This is a genomic window from Bradyrhizobium sp. CIAT3101 (assembly GCF_029714945.1).
Lineage (GTDB): Bacteria > Pseudomonadota > Alphaproteobacteria > Rhizobiales > Xanthobacteraceae > Bradyrhizobium.
The window spans coordinates 4,051,884-4,066,554 of the sequence record NZ_CP121634.1; the positions used below are offsets into that span (position 1 = coordinate 4,051,884).

At 63.2% G+C, this 14,671-nt stretch carries 13 protein-coding genes and 1 tRNA gene; 11 read left to right on the forward strand and 3 right to left on the reverse strand.

Translation table 11 applies throughout. The features are described from left to right. Nucleotides 1–31: 31 nt before the first annotated feature. The 4 genes from QA645_RS19085 to gatB are packed head-to-tail and all read left to right on the forward strand — an operon-like array spanning nt 32 to nt 3,484. Nucleotides 32–244: a hypothetical protein gene (locus tag QA645_RS19085; protein ID WP_283052209.1), complete on the forward strand. Its 213-nt coding sequence runs from the start codon at nt 32–34 to the stop codon at nt 242–244. Next, nucleotides 241–1,716 (forward strand): Asp-tRNA(Asn)/Glu-tRNA(Gln) amidotransferase subunit GatA, encoded by a 1,476-nt coding sequence (gatA, locus tag QA645_RS19090; protein ID WP_254131982.1) that lies wholly within the window; start codon nt 241–243, stop codon nt 1,714–1,716. Before QA645_RS19085 ends, gatA begins: the two co-directional genes overlap by 4 nt. Continuing rightward, nucleotides 1,707–2,009: a hypothetical protein gene (locus QA645_RS19095; protein ID WP_254131981.1), complete on the forward strand. Its 303-nt coding sequence runs from the start codon at nt 1,707–1,709 to the stop codon at nt 2,007–2,009. Before gatA ends, QA645_RS19095 begins: the two co-directional genes overlap by 10 nt. Then, nucleotides 2,006–3,484 carry an Asp-tRNA(Asn)/Glu-tRNA(Gln) amidotransferase subunit GatB gene (gene gatB, locus QA645_RS19100; protein ID WP_254131980.1) on the forward strand — a complete coding sequence of 493 codons (1,479 nt, stop codon included), beginning with the start codon at nt 2,006–2,008 and terminating at the stop codon, nt 3,482–3,484. Before QA645_RS19095 ends, gatB begins: the two co-directional genes overlap by 4 nt. Before the next feature lie 1,131 nt (nt 3,485–4,615). Here the strand turns inward: gatB and QA645_RS19105 are convergent. Next, nucleotides 4,616–5,326, reverse strand: coding sequence for a hypothetical protein (locus tag QA645_RS19105; RefSeq protein WP_283052214.1), 711 nt, complete (start codon nt 5,324–5,326; stop codon nt 4,616–4,618). Nucleotides 5,327–5,720: 394 nt separating this feature from the next. Between QA645_RS19105 and QA645_RS19110 the strand changes: the two genes are divergently transcribed. Both QA645_RS19110 and QA645_RS19115 read left to right on the forward strand, forming a co-directional pair. Further along, nucleotides 5,721–5,987 (forward strand): hypothetical protein, encoded by a 267-nt coding sequence (locus tag QA645_RS19110; RefSeq protein ID WP_234678771.1) that lies wholly within the window; start codon nt 5,721–5,723, stop codon nt 5,985–5,987. A gap of 107 nt (nt 5,988–6,094) precedes the next feature. After that, nucleotides 6,095–6,304 carry a hypothetical protein gene (locus QA645_RS19115; RefSeq protein ID WP_283052217.1) on the forward strand — a complete coding sequence of 70 codons (210 nt, stop codon included), beginning with the start codon at nt 6,095–6,097 and terminating at the stop codon, nt 6,302–6,304. A 125-nt stretch (nt 6,305–6,429) separates the two neighbouring features. On the opposite strand, the gene QA645_RS19120 is transcribed toward QA645_RS19115, so the two are convergent. Continuing rightward, nucleotides 6,430–6,522 (reverse strand) — tRNA-Ser (locus QA645_RS19120). 873 nt (nt 6,523–7,395) lie between these two features. On the opposite strand from QA645_RS19120, the gene QA645_RS19125 reads away from it, so the two are divergent. After that, the gene (locus QA645_RS19125) at nt 7,396–8,946 is read left to right on the forward strand and encodes a porin (protein WP_283052219.1); all 1,551 of its coding nucleotides are present in this window, start codon (nt 7,396–7,398) and stop codon (nt 8,944–8,946) included. A gap of 460 nt (nt 8,947–9,406) precedes the next feature. Here the strand turns inward: QA645_RS19125 and QA645_RS19130 are convergent, their stop codons facing one another. Then, nucleotides 9,407–11,848, reverse strand: a complete 2,442-nt coding sequence (locus QA645_RS19130) for a transglycosylase SLT domain-containing protein (protein WP_283052221.1) — start codon at nt 11,846–11,848, stop codon at nt 9,407–9,409. A gap of 296 nt (nt 11,849–12,144) precedes the next feature. Between QA645_RS19130 and dapA the strand changes: the two genes are divergently transcribed. Genes dapA through QA645_RS19150 form a run of 4 tightly spaced genes read left to right on the forward strand, consistent with a single transcriptional unit; the run spans nt 12,145 to nt 14,643 of the window. After that, nucleotides 12,145–13,035 (forward strand): 4-hydroxy-tetrahydrodipicolinate synthase, encoded by an 891-nt coding sequence (dapA, locus tag QA645_RS19135; protein WP_283052223.1) that lies wholly within the window; start codon nt 12,145–12,147, stop codon nt 13,033–13,035. Between the two features lie 59 nt (nt 13,036–13,094). Further along, a complete protein-coding gene (gene mscL, locus QA645_RS19140) occupies nt 13,095–13,508 on the forward strand; it encodes a large conductance mechanosensitive channel protein MscL (RefSeq protein ID WP_283052226.1) in 414 nt (137 codons plus the stop codon). A gap of 59 nt (nt 13,509–13,567) precedes the next feature. Then, complete coding sequence (gene smpB / locus QA645_RS19145) at nt 13,568–14,041, forward strand: SsrA-binding protein SmpB (protein WP_035709956.1); 474 nt, start codon at nt 13,568–13,570, stop codon at nt 14,039–14,041. 8 nt (nt 14,042–14,049) lie between these two features. Then, nucleotides 14,050–14,643 (forward strand): peroxiredoxin, encoded by a 594-nt coding sequence (locus QA645_RS19150; protein WP_283052227.1) that lies wholly within the window; start codon nt 14,050–14,052, stop codon nt 14,641–14,643. Nucleotides 14,644–14,671 lie beyond the last annotated feature (28 nt).

The window sequence follows — 14,671 nt, forward strand, 5'->3', positions numbered from 1 at the left end:
GTCAAACTAAAGAGTCTCAGGACGCTGTCCGATGTGCATGCTTTGCGACGATGAGAAGGCCTATCAGGCCTACATGAACTACCTCGACAAGATGGAGCGGCAGGGCAAGGCCGCCGACCCCAATGTCGCCGTCAATGCCGTGCTCGACGAGCTTCAGGCCGCCGCGAATGCCGCTGCCAAGAACGACGATCCGGCCACCGACAAGACCCTGTCTCCGTTCTTCTGCAGCCCGATCAATAAATGACCGATTTGACATCGCTGACGCTCGCCGAGGCCCGCAAGGGTCTCGCCGACAAGACTTTCACGTCGCTCGAGCTGACCGACGCGCATCTCAACGCGATCGAAGCCGCGCGCGTGCTCAACGCCTTCGTGATGGAGACGCCCGACCAGGCGCGCGCCATGGCGAAGGCCGTGGACGAGAAGATCGCCAAGGGTGAGGGCGGCCCGCTCGCGGGCATCCCGCTCGGCGTCAAGGATCTGTTCGCGACCAAGGGCGTGCGCACCACGGCGTGCTCGAAGATCCTCGGCAATTTCGTGCCGACCTACGAGTCCACCATCACCTCGCAGCTCTGGCGCGACGGTGCCGTGATGCTCGGCAAGCTCAACAATGACGAGTTCGCGATGGGCTCGGCGAACGAGACCTCGTGTTTCGGCCCCGTCGGCAATCCCTGGCGGCGCGATGGCAGCAACACGACGCTGGTGCCGGGCGGCTCGTCCGGCGGCTCGGCCTCGGCCGTGGCGGCGCTGTTGTGCATGGGCGCGACCGCGACCGACACCGGCGGTTCGATCCGCCAGCCGGCCGCGTTCACCGCGACCGTCGGCATCAAGCCGACCTATGGCCGCTGCTCGCGCTGGGGCATCGTCGCCTTTGCGTCCTCGCTCGACCAGGCCGGCCCGATCGCACGCACCACGCGCGATGCCGCGATGCTGCTGCGCTCGATGGCCGGGCACGATCCGAAGGACACGACGTCGGTCGATGTTGCCGTGCCGGATTACGAGGCTGCGATCGGCAGGTCCGTGAAGGGTCTCAAGATCGGCATTCCCAAGGAGTATCGTCTCGACGGCATGCCGGCCGAGATCGAGAAACTCTGGAGCGAGGGCGCCGCCTGGCTGAAGGCGGCCGGCGCCGAGCTCGTCGAAGTGTCGCTGCCGCACACCAAGTACGCGCTGCCGGCCTATTACATCGTGGCACCGGCGGAGGCGTCCTCCAACCTCGCGCGCTATGACGGCGTCCGCTACGGCCTGCGCGAGCAGGGCAAGAACATCATCGAGCAATATGAGAACACCCGCGCCGAAGGTTTTGGCGCGGAGGTGCGCCGCCGTGTCATGATCGGCACCTATGTGCTCTCGGCCGGCTATTACGACGCCTATTATCTGCGCGCCCAGAAGGTGCGCACGCTGATCAAGAAGGACTTTGAGGATTGCTTCGCCAAGGGCGTCAACGCGATCCTGACGCCGGCGACGCCGTCGGCGGCCTTCGGCATCGGCGAGAAGGGCGGCGCCGATCCCGTCGAGATGTATCTCAACGACATCTTCACTGTGACCGTGAACATGGCGGGCCTGCCGGGCATTGCGGTGCCCGCCGGCAAGGACGCGCAGGGCCTGCCGCTCGGCCTGCAGCTGATCGGCCGTCCCTTCGACGAGGAGACGCTGTTCTCGCTCGGCGAGGTGATCGAGCAGGCCGCCGGCCGCTTCACGCCCGCGAGGTGGTGGTGAATGTCGCTGATTTCATCGCGAGCCTCGGCGGCGCGGCGCCCGCGCCTGGCCTGAGCGCGCCGCTCGCCGGTCTCTGGTGGGCGGCGAAGGGCGATTGGGACGAGGCGCACAAGATCGTCCAGGACGACAATGGCCGCGACGCCGCCTGGGTGCACGCATACTTGCACCGCGTCGAAGGCGATCTCGGCAATGCCGGCTATTGGTACCGCCAGGCCGGCCAGCCTGCGGCAAAGGATTCATTGGAAGCGGAGTGGGAGCGGATCGCTGCCACGCTGCTCGGGAGCAAGACATGAGCACGGCCACGCACAAGCTTCTGAAGGGCTCGACCGGCGACTGGGAGATGGTCATCGGCATGGAGATCCATGCCCAGGTGACGTCGAACTCGAAGCTGTTCTCGGGCGCATCGACGGCGTTCGGCGGAGAGCCGAACAGCCACGTGTCGCTGGTCGATGCCGCGATGCCGGGCATGCTGCCCGTGATCAACGAGGAATGCGTCAGGCAGGCTGTCCGGACCGGGCTTGGCCTCAACGCAAGGATCAACCTGCGTTCGGTGTTCGACCGGAAAAACTATTTCTATCCGGACCTGCCGCAGGGCTACCAGATCAGCCAGTACAAATCGCCCGTGGTGGGCGAGGGCGAAGTGGTCGTCGAGCTCGACGGTGGGCGCAGTGTCTCCATCGGCATCGAGCGGCTGCATCTGGAGCAGGATGCCGGCAAGCTGCTGCACGACCGGTCGCCGACGATGTCGAATGTCGACCTCAACCGCTCCGGTGTGGCGCTGATGGAGATCGTATCAAAACCGGACATCCGCGACGCCGAGCAGGCCAAGGCCTACGTGACCAAGCTGCGCTCGATCCTGCGCTATCTCGGCACCTGCGATGGCGACATGGAGAAGGGGTCCTTGCGCGCCGACGTCAACGTCTCCGTGCGCAAGCCGGGCGCGCCGCTCGGCACCCGCTGCGAGATCAAGAACATGAACTCGATCACCTTCATCGGCCAGGCGATCGAGTACGAAGCGCGCCGCCAGATCGAGATCCTCGAGGATGGCGGCCAGATCGACCAGGAGACGCGGCTCTACGACCCCAACAAGGGCGAGACGCGCTCGATGCGCTCGAAGGAAGAGGCGCACGACTACCGCTACTTCCCCGATCCGGATTTGCTGCCGCTGGAATTCTCGCAAGACTTCGTCGACGAGCTGAAGGCGAAGCTGCCGGAGCTGCCGGATCAGAAGAAGACGCGCTTCGTCGCCGACTTCGGCCTGTCGGCCTATGACGCGAGCGTGCTGGTCGCCGAGCGCGAGAGCGCGGTGTTCTACGAAACGGTGCTCGACAGGCTCGCCAACCGCGCCCGCGACGGCAAGATGGCGGCGAACTGGGTGATCAACGAGCTGTTCGGTCGTCTCAATAAGGAAGGCCGGGATATTACGGGCTCCCCTGTTACCTCCGAGCAGCTCGCTGCAATCGTCGACCTGATCGGCGAGGGCACGATCAGCGGCAAGATCGCCAAGGATCTGTTCGAGATCGTCTGGCAGGAGGGCGGCGATCCCCGTGCGCTGGTCGAAAGCCGCGGCATGAAGCAGGTCACGGATCTTTCGGCGATCGAAAAGGTTGTCGACGACATCATCGCGGCCAATCCCGACAAGGCCGCGCAGGTGAAGGACAAGCCGCAGTCGCTCGGCTGGTTCGTCGGCCAGGTGATGAAGTCATCCGGCGGCAAGGCGAACCCGCAGGCGGTCAACGAGCTGCTCAAGTCCAAGCTCGGCGTCTGACGTCACGCGTTCGGACGAGACGGCGAGACGCTCGCCGTCACCTCGCGCGACGTCGAGACGAGACGCGCGCGCGCATCGCAGATGGCAAACTTCACCCCGCTGAGGTCACGATGCAGTTGCGAATCGCGGGGGCGCGATTCGCACAAAGCGGCGACTTACACGCGCTCCGATGAGCGCTTCCGCCGTTAAGCATGAAAATAATTTCGTTGCCAAAATTCGCGACTCAGAGTCCGCGACTCGCCTCCGCGAGGCGCTCGCGCGCATTGCAGCGTACGTCATCACGTTGATCGCGCGTGATGTGCGCGCGCAGAATAATACTTGCTGCATAGGATATTCTTGCAATCGCGGCTGTTGCCGACGTCGATGTTGCGAGAAGCATTTGCAACTGCAGACGCGTGTCTCTGCGCGTCGGCAAATCAAGCGCGGCTGGCGCACGCGCGCTGCGTCGTCAACACTTCCTTAAGTGAGAAGATGTTTTTTTCGTCGTGTTGGTGTATTCGGGGTGAGTGCACATTCGATCCCCGAATGCGCGCAGCGATTAAAGCCATCTCACACATCGGAGGGCAACATGGCCAAGAAAGCGAAGAAGGCGAAGAAGGCGAAGAGCGCAGTGAAGAAGACTGCGAAGAAGACCCGCAAGGTCGCGAAGAAGAAGAAGTAACTTCGCTTCTGAAGTTGCCGGCTCTCGCAGCCGGCACGTCATCAGCGCCTCCTAGAGGTTCTGGTCGACGATAGAGGGTGTCGGCGAGACATCAGGTCAACGGTCGGATCGTCAGCTTTCACGGGCTCGCTCGTCAAAGCCCGGTCCGGCAGAAGAAACAAGTTTTCTTCGTTCAGTGCGGCTCCCTGAACAAGGGCTCCGCAATTCCACAGACGGCCCTTGGGCTTATTTGGAATTTGGCCCTGACGTGTTCGCCGACGCCCTCGTTCCCTGAGGCCGGGGTATTGCCGGCATTCCCTTTTCCTACATTGCTGATCTGACAATGACGCTAAGCGTCAGCCAGGATCCACGGTCAGCGGGACAGACCTGATTTGGTGGTGGAGATTAGGCTTCGCCTTCAGCGTCTGCAGGGGCGATCCATGTCGGGGCTGGACCATCCCCGCACCAACCCCATTCGCTCAAGACCTCAATCAAGTCAGCGCAAGAACACTCATATCCCTCTCTTCCAGGGCCAAAGGAAGAGAACGTGTAGCCGGCTCACGCATTTGGCCGATGTACGGTCGAATGGATTCGTAACTCGTGCAAACCGCTGTACCGCGCGGCGCTCCAAAATCCCTCACGAGCATATCGACCGAGATAGCTGAACCGCCTTCAAGTTCCAGAATCAGAGGGCCGGAAACCGAAACGCCTGGCGCCTCAGCTGCCTTTGACCAGCTGTCTGCGTGGGTCCACATCAAACTCTCCGGAGATCGAACCGCTCCTTCCATCGGGTCGAGCCCGTTGAGCTTCGCCGTCTCCAGCACGGTGTACAGGACGGCCGTCCGATCGCCATCGCCCTCGGAGCCAGGAGCAGGAAATTCTTTCTGGTGAGCGCGATCCCGCGCAGGGACCGTTCGGCCAAATTGTTGTCGATGCTGACGTGCCCGCCGGCGACGTGGAGGATGAGCGAATCCCAACGCGTCACCGCATATCCAATCGCCTTGTAGAGCGCGGTCTTCGAGGAAAGCGGCCGCTGCTGCACCTCGAACCATTCTTGAGATCGGCGAGGATCGGGGCGGCGTGTTCCAGGCGAGCTGCCACACGCCGTTAGCCGCCATGCCGGTGATGGCGGCCTTTACGTCATGGAGCTGACCGATCCGGCGCAGCGCCTCATAGTCCTTGTAGGCGTCCGCTTGGATCACCCCGCCTGCGTGGGGAACGACAGGCGGCTGCGGTCACGCCAGCGCCGCCGCTCCCACAAATTGTAACCACAGGGCACGCGCCACTGCGCGCGATGGTTATCGATGTCCAAAAATCCCACGGTAAACCAAATCTGACGAATCGCAGAAGTGCCTGCAAATCAGGGACTTCTTGAATTCCCTGCGCGCGCGGCAGGCGCTTCCGTTTACGTCTGCTTCATCGCGATACTTAAACTGCCATTCAAATTTGCCCGCCATCATCGCCTCCAACAAGCCGGCAAACGGCATTGGGGAAGAGTTGAACAGCGCACGATCCCAGAAGGGGTCAGGCAAATCAGAGTTGGACGGGAGCCGCGCTCGGGGGAACGAGGCGGCATAAGAAAAAAGGGGATGCGTTATGTTTCAGGGTACTTTCGATCTCGATGCGGCAACGCCGATCGATGCAAGCGCGCTGTCGGACGTTCTGTTCGAGCGTGGGATCTATTGGGCGAGCGGCCGCTCGGGCCTGGTCGACCTCGTCGCCGCGCACAAATGGTTCAACCTCGCTGCGCTGAAGGGCCGCAAGGACGCCGTCGCGCTGCGCCAGGAAGTGGCCGGCCAGATGTCGGAGTCCGAGATCTCGGCCGCGCAGCGTGACGCGAGGGCGTGGGTGTCCGCGCACTGAGCGGGCACTGGCGCCAATCTAATCGCGCAACTGGCCCGTGTTTTCATGGGTCGACGCGATTGCGCTGGATCAAGCCAATGAGTCGCGCCGCCGCCTAGACCCGCGGCATGAGCGACATCGACAAGCATGACGAATGGCTGCCGATTCAGATCGCGCCCGACGATTGCGATCTGGAACTCGGACGGCCGCACAAGACCGGCATTCTTCCGCTGACCTTTCCGTGTCGGCGCAGGGCCGGCGTCTGGTTCAATGTCTGGGCCGGCGAGGCGGTGCTGATATCACCCTCGCATTGGCGGATCTGGCGATCCGGCGTCTAGGCGCGGGCACACATATATAAGGAGCGCGCGAATCGGGCTGGGCTCGGCTGCGCGAATCCTTGCGCCAGGCTGTCGCAGCCGGTGCGACGATCGCTTTCAGATGAATGGATCTGGATTCTGCTGGGTGGCGGAGAGGGAGGGATTCGAACCCTCGATACAGCTTGAGACCGTATGACGCTTTAGCAAAGCGTTGCCTTCAGCCACTCGGCCACCTCTCCGGTGCGAGCCTTATGCATCTAATTGCTTGGGCCGGTCAATTTCGAAGCGTGTGTTTTTGCTCGAATTCCCAACGATTTCCGCAGCGCTGCGCGCCGATAACGATGGTTTGCTTTCCGGTCGAGACACTTCACGCCGGAAGAGCGGGTGCAGGACCAAAGCGTTGAGCAGGGGTGACAGAGACAGCGTCGGCGGGCGACGCCGCGTCTGCGCCATCAAGCAATTGAATTCACTCGAAGTTTCCTGCGGCGGCCGGCTCTGCGAGGCAAGTGGCCGGCTCGCCGCGCCGTTCGCCACTTATATAAGGCATCGACGGCGAACCTTTGGTCTTCGCCAGCGGGGAGGCCGGCCCGATTCCCCAATCGGCCAAGTGACTTCAGCACCATAAAGGGGGCTGAACTGCCGGGGATCACCGAGAGTTACGGCGCGTTACACATCCCCTGAGTCTGCGTCCCGATTCCACGATTCGCGCGCGTCAGAGCCGCCTCTGTGTGTAAGCCGACGCGCGCGTCCTCGGATCGGGAATTTCGGCGGCAAATGGAACCGCTCAAAAAAATATAGTAAAAACAATATGTTGCAGGCGCCTTCCGATCACATCTGCGTGTTATTTGTGCAACACCCATCGGAAAACACACGTCGTAGGGCCGTTTCGGAGCGTTCTCTTGTTGTGTGTGCAAGGACGTTCGGTAATTGTGATCGGGCGACGGAGGGGGGCATCCCAAGGTCGTCCCGTTTAGGTCTTTCGCTTAAGTCCCTCGCGTTCATGCGGGTGTGTCCGAAGACGCGAAGGTGACCAAGGCGGGGATTTAAAGGGGGTTGGGGAATTGGCCATTCGGGTCAGTGACCTTCCCTGAAGAGCAACTTGGAGGTTTAACATGAAGTTGGTTAAGAGCCTTTTGCTCGGCTCAGCGGCGGGTCTGATCGCCGTGGGCGGAGCACAGGCAGCCGATCTCCCCGTGAAGGCCAAGGCGGTCGAATACGTGAAGATCTGCTCCCTGTACGGTGCGGGTTTCTACTACATCCCGGGCACCGACACCTGCATCAAGCTGGGTGGTTACGTCCGTGCTGACATGGTTGCCGGTGGCGCCAACGACTACGGCTTCAACAACAACCAGGCGACCGCGAACGGTGGTTCGAACAACCGTCTGACGAACTACTACTACACCCGCGCTCGTATGGACCTCAACGTCGATACCCGCACGGCGACTGAATACGGCGTTGTCCGTACCTACGCTGACATGATCTTCAGCTATGATACGAGCCAGGTCACCGGCAGCAGCCCGGCGACGTTCAACGGCACCAACCCCGGCCTCGGCCTCTACCATGCGTTCATCCAGTTCGCTGGGTTCACCATGGGCCGTACCGTCTCGATCTTCGACGCTCCGTGGAACAGCTATCCGGCTGGCGGTCCCGACACCATTCCGGGCGGCTCCAACCACGTGACCGGTATCAACCAGTTCGCCTACACCGCGGACTTCGGTCAGGGCATCACCGGTTCGCTGGCGTTGGAAAGCCCCGACACCCAGTCCAACGGTGCGGGCAACCTGTGGAACGTCAACGGCTTCACGGCCTCCAGTGCTGTTAGCGGCGCTGGCGCGATCGTGACGACCTCGGCTGCTACGAACGCTGGCAACGCGCTGGTCCAGGGCCAGTACGGCGTCAACGCTTGGGGTGGCACGCGCTCGCCCGACATCGTCGGTGCTGTTCGTGTTGACCAGGCCTGGGGTCTTGCCCAGATTTCGGTCGCCGCGCATGACCTGCATCCCGGCTACTACGGCACCACCGAGCCGACCGGTCATCCCTCCGACAAGTGGGGTTGGGCTGTCCAGGGTTCGTTGTCGATCAAGAACATCCCGACTGGTGCGGGTGACTCGATCAACTTGCAGGCCGTCTACACCGATGGCGACACGCGCCAGAACTTCCAGGTTCTGTTCCCGCAGCAGTTCTCGATGTACAGCGGCTCGGGCGTCGGCGCCTATCAGAGCCTCGGTTTCGCGGGTCTTGCTGATGGCGTCTTCGGTGCCGGTACCGGTATCGATACCGTCAAGACCTGGGGCGTTCGTGGTGGCTACACCCACAACTGGAGCCCCTACTGGGCGAGCGCCATTTACGGTGGCTACGCTCAGCTGAAGTACGGTGATACGGGCAAGGCTCTGATCTGCGCCAACTTCGTTGCCGCTTACGGTGCCGCCACTGCAACCTGTAACCCCGACTTCAACTTCGGCGTTATCGGCGTCAACACCGTGTGGACCCCGGTCAAGAACCTGGCCTTCACGGCTGACCTGAGCTGGTCGCGCCTGGATCAGAAGTACTCGGGCACGATCGCGATCCCGGCCATCTCGGCCTTCGCGAAGCCGGCTGCGACGTACGAGCTGAAGGATCAGAACTCCCTGACCCTGCTGCTCCGCGCTCAGCGCACCTTCTAATATCGATCTAACGATCGGTAGAGAGCCCCCGGCGGGAAACCGCCGGGGGCTTTTTCTGTTGGGCGATGTGGCGTGCCTGGGGCAGAGCCTGGTCCGACACTCGACTGTCGTCGAGCGAGTTTCGGAAGCCTGAAGGTCTATCCTTCAAGCGTGGTCCATCAACCGGCACCATTGTGGGCTCGCGGCCTCAGTCAAGCGGGCGGGTTCAAACACCGAACAAGAGAGCCCAAGTCGAACGGCTCGACATGGCGGACACGAGCCGGCGGGCGGCGCCGGTCCGAGGATGAGAATCTCGAGATCGTTCTGGAGAGCTCGCAGGCCTGGAGGCTAAGGCGCGGCAAGAGTGCGGCGGCACGGGTCTTCACGCTCGTTGCTGCGAAGGCGACGATCGTTTCGGCCTGAGCGAGGCGCACGTCCGTTGTCGCGGGAGCAGCCTCTTACGCGCGAGAGAGAAGGCCGGTTATTCCACGCTGCCGGCGCCGCGGCGCAAATCGGCCTCGATCTGGAGCCGCGTGCCACCGCCAAAGCGAGCGCGGTAGACCTGGAGGTTCTCCATGATCCGCTGCACGTAATTGCGTGTTTCGGAGAACGGGATCAGCTCGACCCAGTCGACCGCGTCGATCTTGGATTCGCGCGGGTCACCGTAACGGTCGATCCATTTCTTCACGCTGCCGCGGCCCGCGTTGTAGGCCGCAAAGGTCATGATGTAGGAGCCGCGATAATCCTCGAGCAGGCCGCCGAGCTCCGCTGCCCCGAGCGTGGCGTTGTAGGACGAATCGTTCCTCAGCCGCGACAGGTCATAGGTCGCGCCGTGCCGTTTGCAGACGTAACGCGCGGCGTCCGGTGTCACCTGCATCAGGCCATAGGCCTGCGCGGGCGAGACCACGGCCGGATTGAACGCGCTTTCCTGCCGCGCGATCGCGTAGACGATGCTGCGCTCGACCTCGGGACCGATCTGCGTGAACTGCGGAATGCCGTTGACGGGGTAGGCGTAGAAGTCGAACGGCAGGCCGCGGTTGAGCGCGGCCTTGCCGACCAGCAGCATGCCACGCGCGTCGCTGTAGCGCTGGGTGAGTTCGCCGAGGCCGGTGAGCGCCTCGGGATCGCCGTTCTCGCCCATATCGGCAAGCATCGGCACCGCCATCTCGCGCTCGTCGAGTTCGTAAAGCAGTTGCGCCGCGCGCACGATCTCCAGCCGTTCGGCGCCGCGGCCGCGCGGCTGGCTGTTCAGCTCGATCTGCGGCAAGCCGAGCTTCGCGCGCGCGAGCTGGCCGTAATAGCTCGTCGACTGCTCGGCAGCGCGGGCATAGGCGTTGCGCGCCTCCTGCTGGCGGCCCGCGGCTTCCGCGGCGCGGCCCTGCCAGTAACCGGCACGCGCCAGCGTGGTCGGATTGACGCTGCCGACGCCGATGCGGGCAAAGTGCTGGGCGGCTGCCGCGGGATCATTGAGGAAGCGCAGCGCGATCCAGCCCGCCGTGAATTCCTGCTCGGTCTTGTAGATGTCGCGCGAGGGGAGCGCCGCGTCGCGTGCGATCAGATAGGCGCTGCGGAAGTCCTCGGTGTCGATCATCTTGCGCGCCAGGAGGCGCCGCTCGATCCACCATTCGTCGAGATTGTAGAGCCGGTTCGGATCCTTCGGCGCCGCCAGCATGAGCTGTGCCGCCTCAGGAAACTTCTCTTCGCGGCGCAGCAGCTGGATCTTGCTGAAGATGAAGCCGGGATCGCTGTGCAGCTCGCGCGGCACCTCTTCGAGCAGAGCGCGCGTGTTCGGCGCCTTCTTGAAGGACGCGATGCGGGCCTTGGCGAGCGCGACATAGCCGGCGCCAAGGCGCCTCGCGGCGCGCAGCGCTGCCTCGGTCTCGCTGCCATAGAGCAGCGTATCCATCCGCGCCTTCTGGTCGCCCGGCGTGAGCAGGGCGCCGAACTGGTCGAGCGCGTTGTTCTCGGTATCCTCCGACATCGGATCGCTGCGCCAGGCTTCGCGCACGAGGCGCTCGGCATTGGCGCGGTCGCCGCGTGCCAGCATCGCCTTGGCCAGCACGAAGCGGCCCTTGGCCGAAACGGGGGATTCGTTCTCGAACCACGACCAGCCGACGGAATCGTCGCGCCTGTCGTCCCACATCGCGGCCTCCAGGCGCCGGCGCAGGAAGGTCTGCGACGGCCAGCTCGGATTGGCCGAGAGGAAGGCGCGGTAGCGCTCAACGCTCGCGCCATTGTCCTCGCTGCGCAGGATGATCCATTCCGCGAGCTTCCGCGCAACGGGGTCCGAAATCGAATCCGCGTAACTGCTGGCATCGCCCGGCTTGCGCTTGCGCACGAGCTCAATGACGTTTTCCAGCGTGTCCTTGTCGGCTTGCGACGTCGACGATGTCGCCGCAACGGCGGCCGGCGTCACCGGCTTGCGCGGGGCGGCGTGCTGGCGGGTCGCCGGTGCCAGCACCGGCGCTGCGACCGGTCTCGCGGGGGCGGGCGCGGAAGGTTTGACGGTGGCCGTCACCGCCGGCGCGGCGTGGGAGGCGGGAGCACTGGCGGCTGGACGTGATTTGGGCGCGGTGGCTGCAGCGGCGGGCTTCGGCTTGTCCTTATCCTTGCTGGCGGTCTTGCCAGCATCCTTCCCGGAATCCTTGGCGGATTTCTTCGCCGCTTCCGTCGCGCCATTCTTGACCGGGGCGGGAGCCGCTGCTCCCTTGCTTGCGCCCTTGGCTGTGTCCTTGGCCGATCCCTTCGAAGCGTCCTTCGCGGGCGGTTTGGCAGCCGGCTTCGCAGTTCCCTTGTCAGTTCCCTTATTATTAGTTCCCTTGTCAGTTCCCGTGGCGGCCTGCTTGGCCGGTTCCTTCGCGGCGTCGTCGGCGGTCTCATTCGACTTGGCGAGGGCGACGCAGCCGATCGACAGGCCGGCCATCAGGCATATGGCCAGACCGGCGGATCGCCATGCGGTACGCGGAAAGGAGGTCACGGAGGTTCGTCGCCCCGAATCAGTCAATTGGCTCAAGACCTGTCTGTACAAGATCTGGCTGTATTTGATTGAATATGCGGACAAAATACCAACAGCCGCTTACCTTCGCCCGGTTTGCACCACTACCGCGGCAAAATCGCGGCCTAAACGGTGCGTCAGTCGGCAGCAGGTCTTTTACCGGCCGGATAGACCCGATAAGAATGGGGCTTGCTCTAAAATCTCGCCGCGTACGGAGGAAGTCCATGGCAGCCAAGACGAAATTCCGGGGGTCGTTCACCGCCTTGGTCACGCCCTTCAAAAACGGCTCGCTGGACGAAGCCGCGTTCCGCTCCCTGGTCAACTGGCAGATCTCCGAGGGCACCAACGGCCTGGTCCCGGTCGGCACCACCGGCGAGAGCCCGACGCTTTCCCACGACGAGCACAAGAAGGTCGTCGAATGGTGCATCGAGGAAGCCAAGGGCCGGGTGCCCGTGATTGCCGGCGCCGGCTCCAACTCCACCAAGGAAGCAGTCGAGCTGGCCCAGCACGCCGAGAAGGCGGGCGCCAACGCCGTGCTGGTGGTGACGCCCTACTACAACAAGCCGACCCAGGAAGGCATGTATCAGCACTTCAAGGCGATCAACGATGCGATCGGGATTCCGATCATCATCTACAACATCCCTCCGCGCTCGGTGATCGACATGTCGGTCGACACCATGAAGCGTCTGTGGGAGCTGAAGAACATTGCCGGCGTCAAGGACGCCACCGCCAGCATGGTGCGCGTGTCGCAACAGCGCGCGGCACTCGGCGAGGACTTCAACCAGCTCTCTGGCGAAGACGCCACCATCATCGGCTACATGGCGCATGGCGGCCACGGCTGCATCTCGGTGACCTCGAACGTCGCGCCGCGTCTGTGCGCCGAGTTCCACGCCGCCTGGCAGAAGGGCGACGCCAAGGCGGCGCTCGCGATCCACGACAAGCTGATGCCGCTGCATAACAACCTTTTCATCGAGAGCAATCCGGCGCCGATCAAGTACGCGATGTCGCTGCTCGGCAAGTTCGACGAGACGCTGCGGCTGCCGATGGTGCCGGTGTCCGAATCGACGCGCGTTGCCGTGCGCAGCGCCATGGTGCACGCCGGACTGATCAACTGAGGCGATCGGGGGCTGCCGTAGCGAATTCAATGCAAGGCGTCGAAACATAGGGGATGCGCATGCTCAAGGAATTTCGCGATTTCGCAATGAAAGGCAATGTCGTCGATCTCGCCGTTGCGGTCATCATCGGCGCCGCCTTCGGCGCCATCGTGACGTCGATGGTCAACGACATCATCATGCCGATCATAGGCGCGATCACCGGCGGCCTGGATTTCTCCAACTATTTCGTCGGACTCTCGAGCAAGGTCACGGAGCACAATCTCGCCGATGCCAAGAAGCAGGGGGCCGTGTTGGCTTACGGCAGCTTCTTCACGTTGGTCGTGAACTTTGCCATCGTCGCCTTCGTGCTGTTCATGGTCATCCGCACCATGAACCAGTTCAAGCGCAAGGAAGAGGTCAAGCCCGCGGAGCCGCCGAAGCCGTCGGCCGAGGTCGTGCTGCTGACCGAGATCCGCGATCTCCTCAAGAAGTGACGCGCGCGCTTCATCCAATCTGTTAGCGTCGCTGCGTATCTCGATCAGGTTTCTGTGCCATGGCCGATAAGAACGAACGTCCTATCAAGGTCATGGCGGAAAATCGCAAGGCCCGCTTCAACTATGCGATCGAGGATACGATCGAGGCGGGCATTGCGCTGACCGGAACCGAGGTGAAGTCGATCCGCAACGGCAAGAGCACGATTGCGGAGTCCTACGCCGATTCCAAGGACGGCGAGATCTGGCTGATCAACGCCACCATTCCCGAATATCTCCAGGGCAACCGCTTCAACCACGAGCCCAAGCGGCCGCGAAAGCTGCTGCTACACCGCCGGCAGATCAACAAGCTGATGGGCGCGGTCGACCGCGAAGGCATGACGCTGATCCCGCTCAAGCTCTATTTCAACGAGCGCGGGCGGGCCAAGCTGCAGCTCGCGGTAGCAAAGGGCAAGAAGCTGCACGACAAGCGCGAGAGCGAGAAGAAGCGCGACTGGAGCCGGGAGAAGGGCCGGCTGATGCGGGCGAGGGGGTAGAGGACGGGATGTCTCAGAAAAACCTGCTCGAGGTCGACTGGAGCCAGATCCCGGCACCCGCCGACGATGGCGGTGCCGCGCATCTGAAGGGGCTGACGCTGCCTGCGATCGGCCTGCGTGCGACCGATGACAATTCGGTCGATCTGTCGGCGCTCCCGGGCCGCACCGTGGTGTTCGCCTATCCGCGCACCGGCGAGCCCGGCAAGATCGCGCTGGTCGACGATTGGGACATGATCCCGGGGGCGCGAGGCTGCACGCCGCAGACATGTGCGTTTCGCGACCTGTTTGCCGATCTGAAAGCCGCGGGCGCCGGCCAGGTGTACGGGCTTTCGACCCAGAGCAACGCCTATCAGACCGAGATGGCGTCGCGGCTGCATCTTCCGTTCCCGGTACTCTCGGACGAGAAGCTTGCGCTCACGCGCGCGCTGAATCTGCCGACCATGGAGGTCGCGGGCCTGACGCTGATCAAGCGCCTCGCGCTGATCGTCGACGACGCCAGGATCACGCATGTGTTCTATCCGGTGTTCCCTCCCGATCGGAACGCCGGCGATGTGCTTGACTGGCTGAAGGCCAATCCCGCAAAGACTCCGGCAAAGGGTTGATTATTTTGACGCGTTTTCTTTACGCGAA

Excerpts from the sequence above, each read along its gene's own strand:
- QA645_RS19085 (WP_283052209.1), top strand. The coding sequence starts at position 32 with ATGTGCATGCTTTGCGACGATGAGAAGGCCTATCAGGCCTACATGAAC.
- gatA (WP_254131982.1), top strand. The coding sequence starts at position 241 with ATGACCGATTTGACATCGCTGACGCTCGCCGAGGCCCGCAAGGGTCTC.
- gatB (WP_254131980.1), top strand. The coding sequence starts at position 2,006 with ATGAGCACGGCCACGCACAAGCTTCTGAAGGGCTCGACCGGCGACTGG.
- QA645_RS19110 (WP_234678771.1), top strand. The coding sequence starts at position 5,721 with ATGTTTCAGGGTACTTTCGATCTCGATGCGGCAACGCCGATCGATGCA.
- QA645_RS19115 (WP_283052217.1), top strand. The coding sequence starts at position 6,095 with ATGAGCGACATCGACAAGCATGACGAATGGCTGCCGATTCAGATCGCG.
- QA645_RS19125 (WP_283052219.1), top strand. The coding sequence starts at position 7,396 with ATGAAGTTGGTTAAGAGCCTTTTGCTCGGCTCAGCGGCGGGTCTGATC.
- QA645_RS19130 (WP_283052221.1), bottom strand. The coding sequence starts at position 11,848 with ATGGCCGGCCTGTCGATCGGCTGCGTCGCCCTCGCCAAGTCGAATGAG.
- dapA (WP_283052223.1), top strand. The coding sequence starts at position 12,145 with ATGGCAGCCAAGACGAAATTCCGGGGGTCGTTCACCGCCTTGGTCACG.
- mscL (WP_283052226.1), top strand. The coding sequence starts at position 13,095 with ATGCTCAAGGAATTTCGCGATTTCGCAATGAAAGGCAATGTCGTCGAT.
- smpB (WP_035709956.1), top strand. The coding sequence starts at position 13,568 with ATGGCCGATAAGAACGAACGTCCTATCAAGGTCATGGCGGAAAATCGC.
- QA645_RS19150 (WP_283052227.1), top strand. The coding sequence starts at position 14,050 with ATGTCTCAGAAAAACCTGCTCGAGGTCGACTGGAGCCAGATCCCGGCA.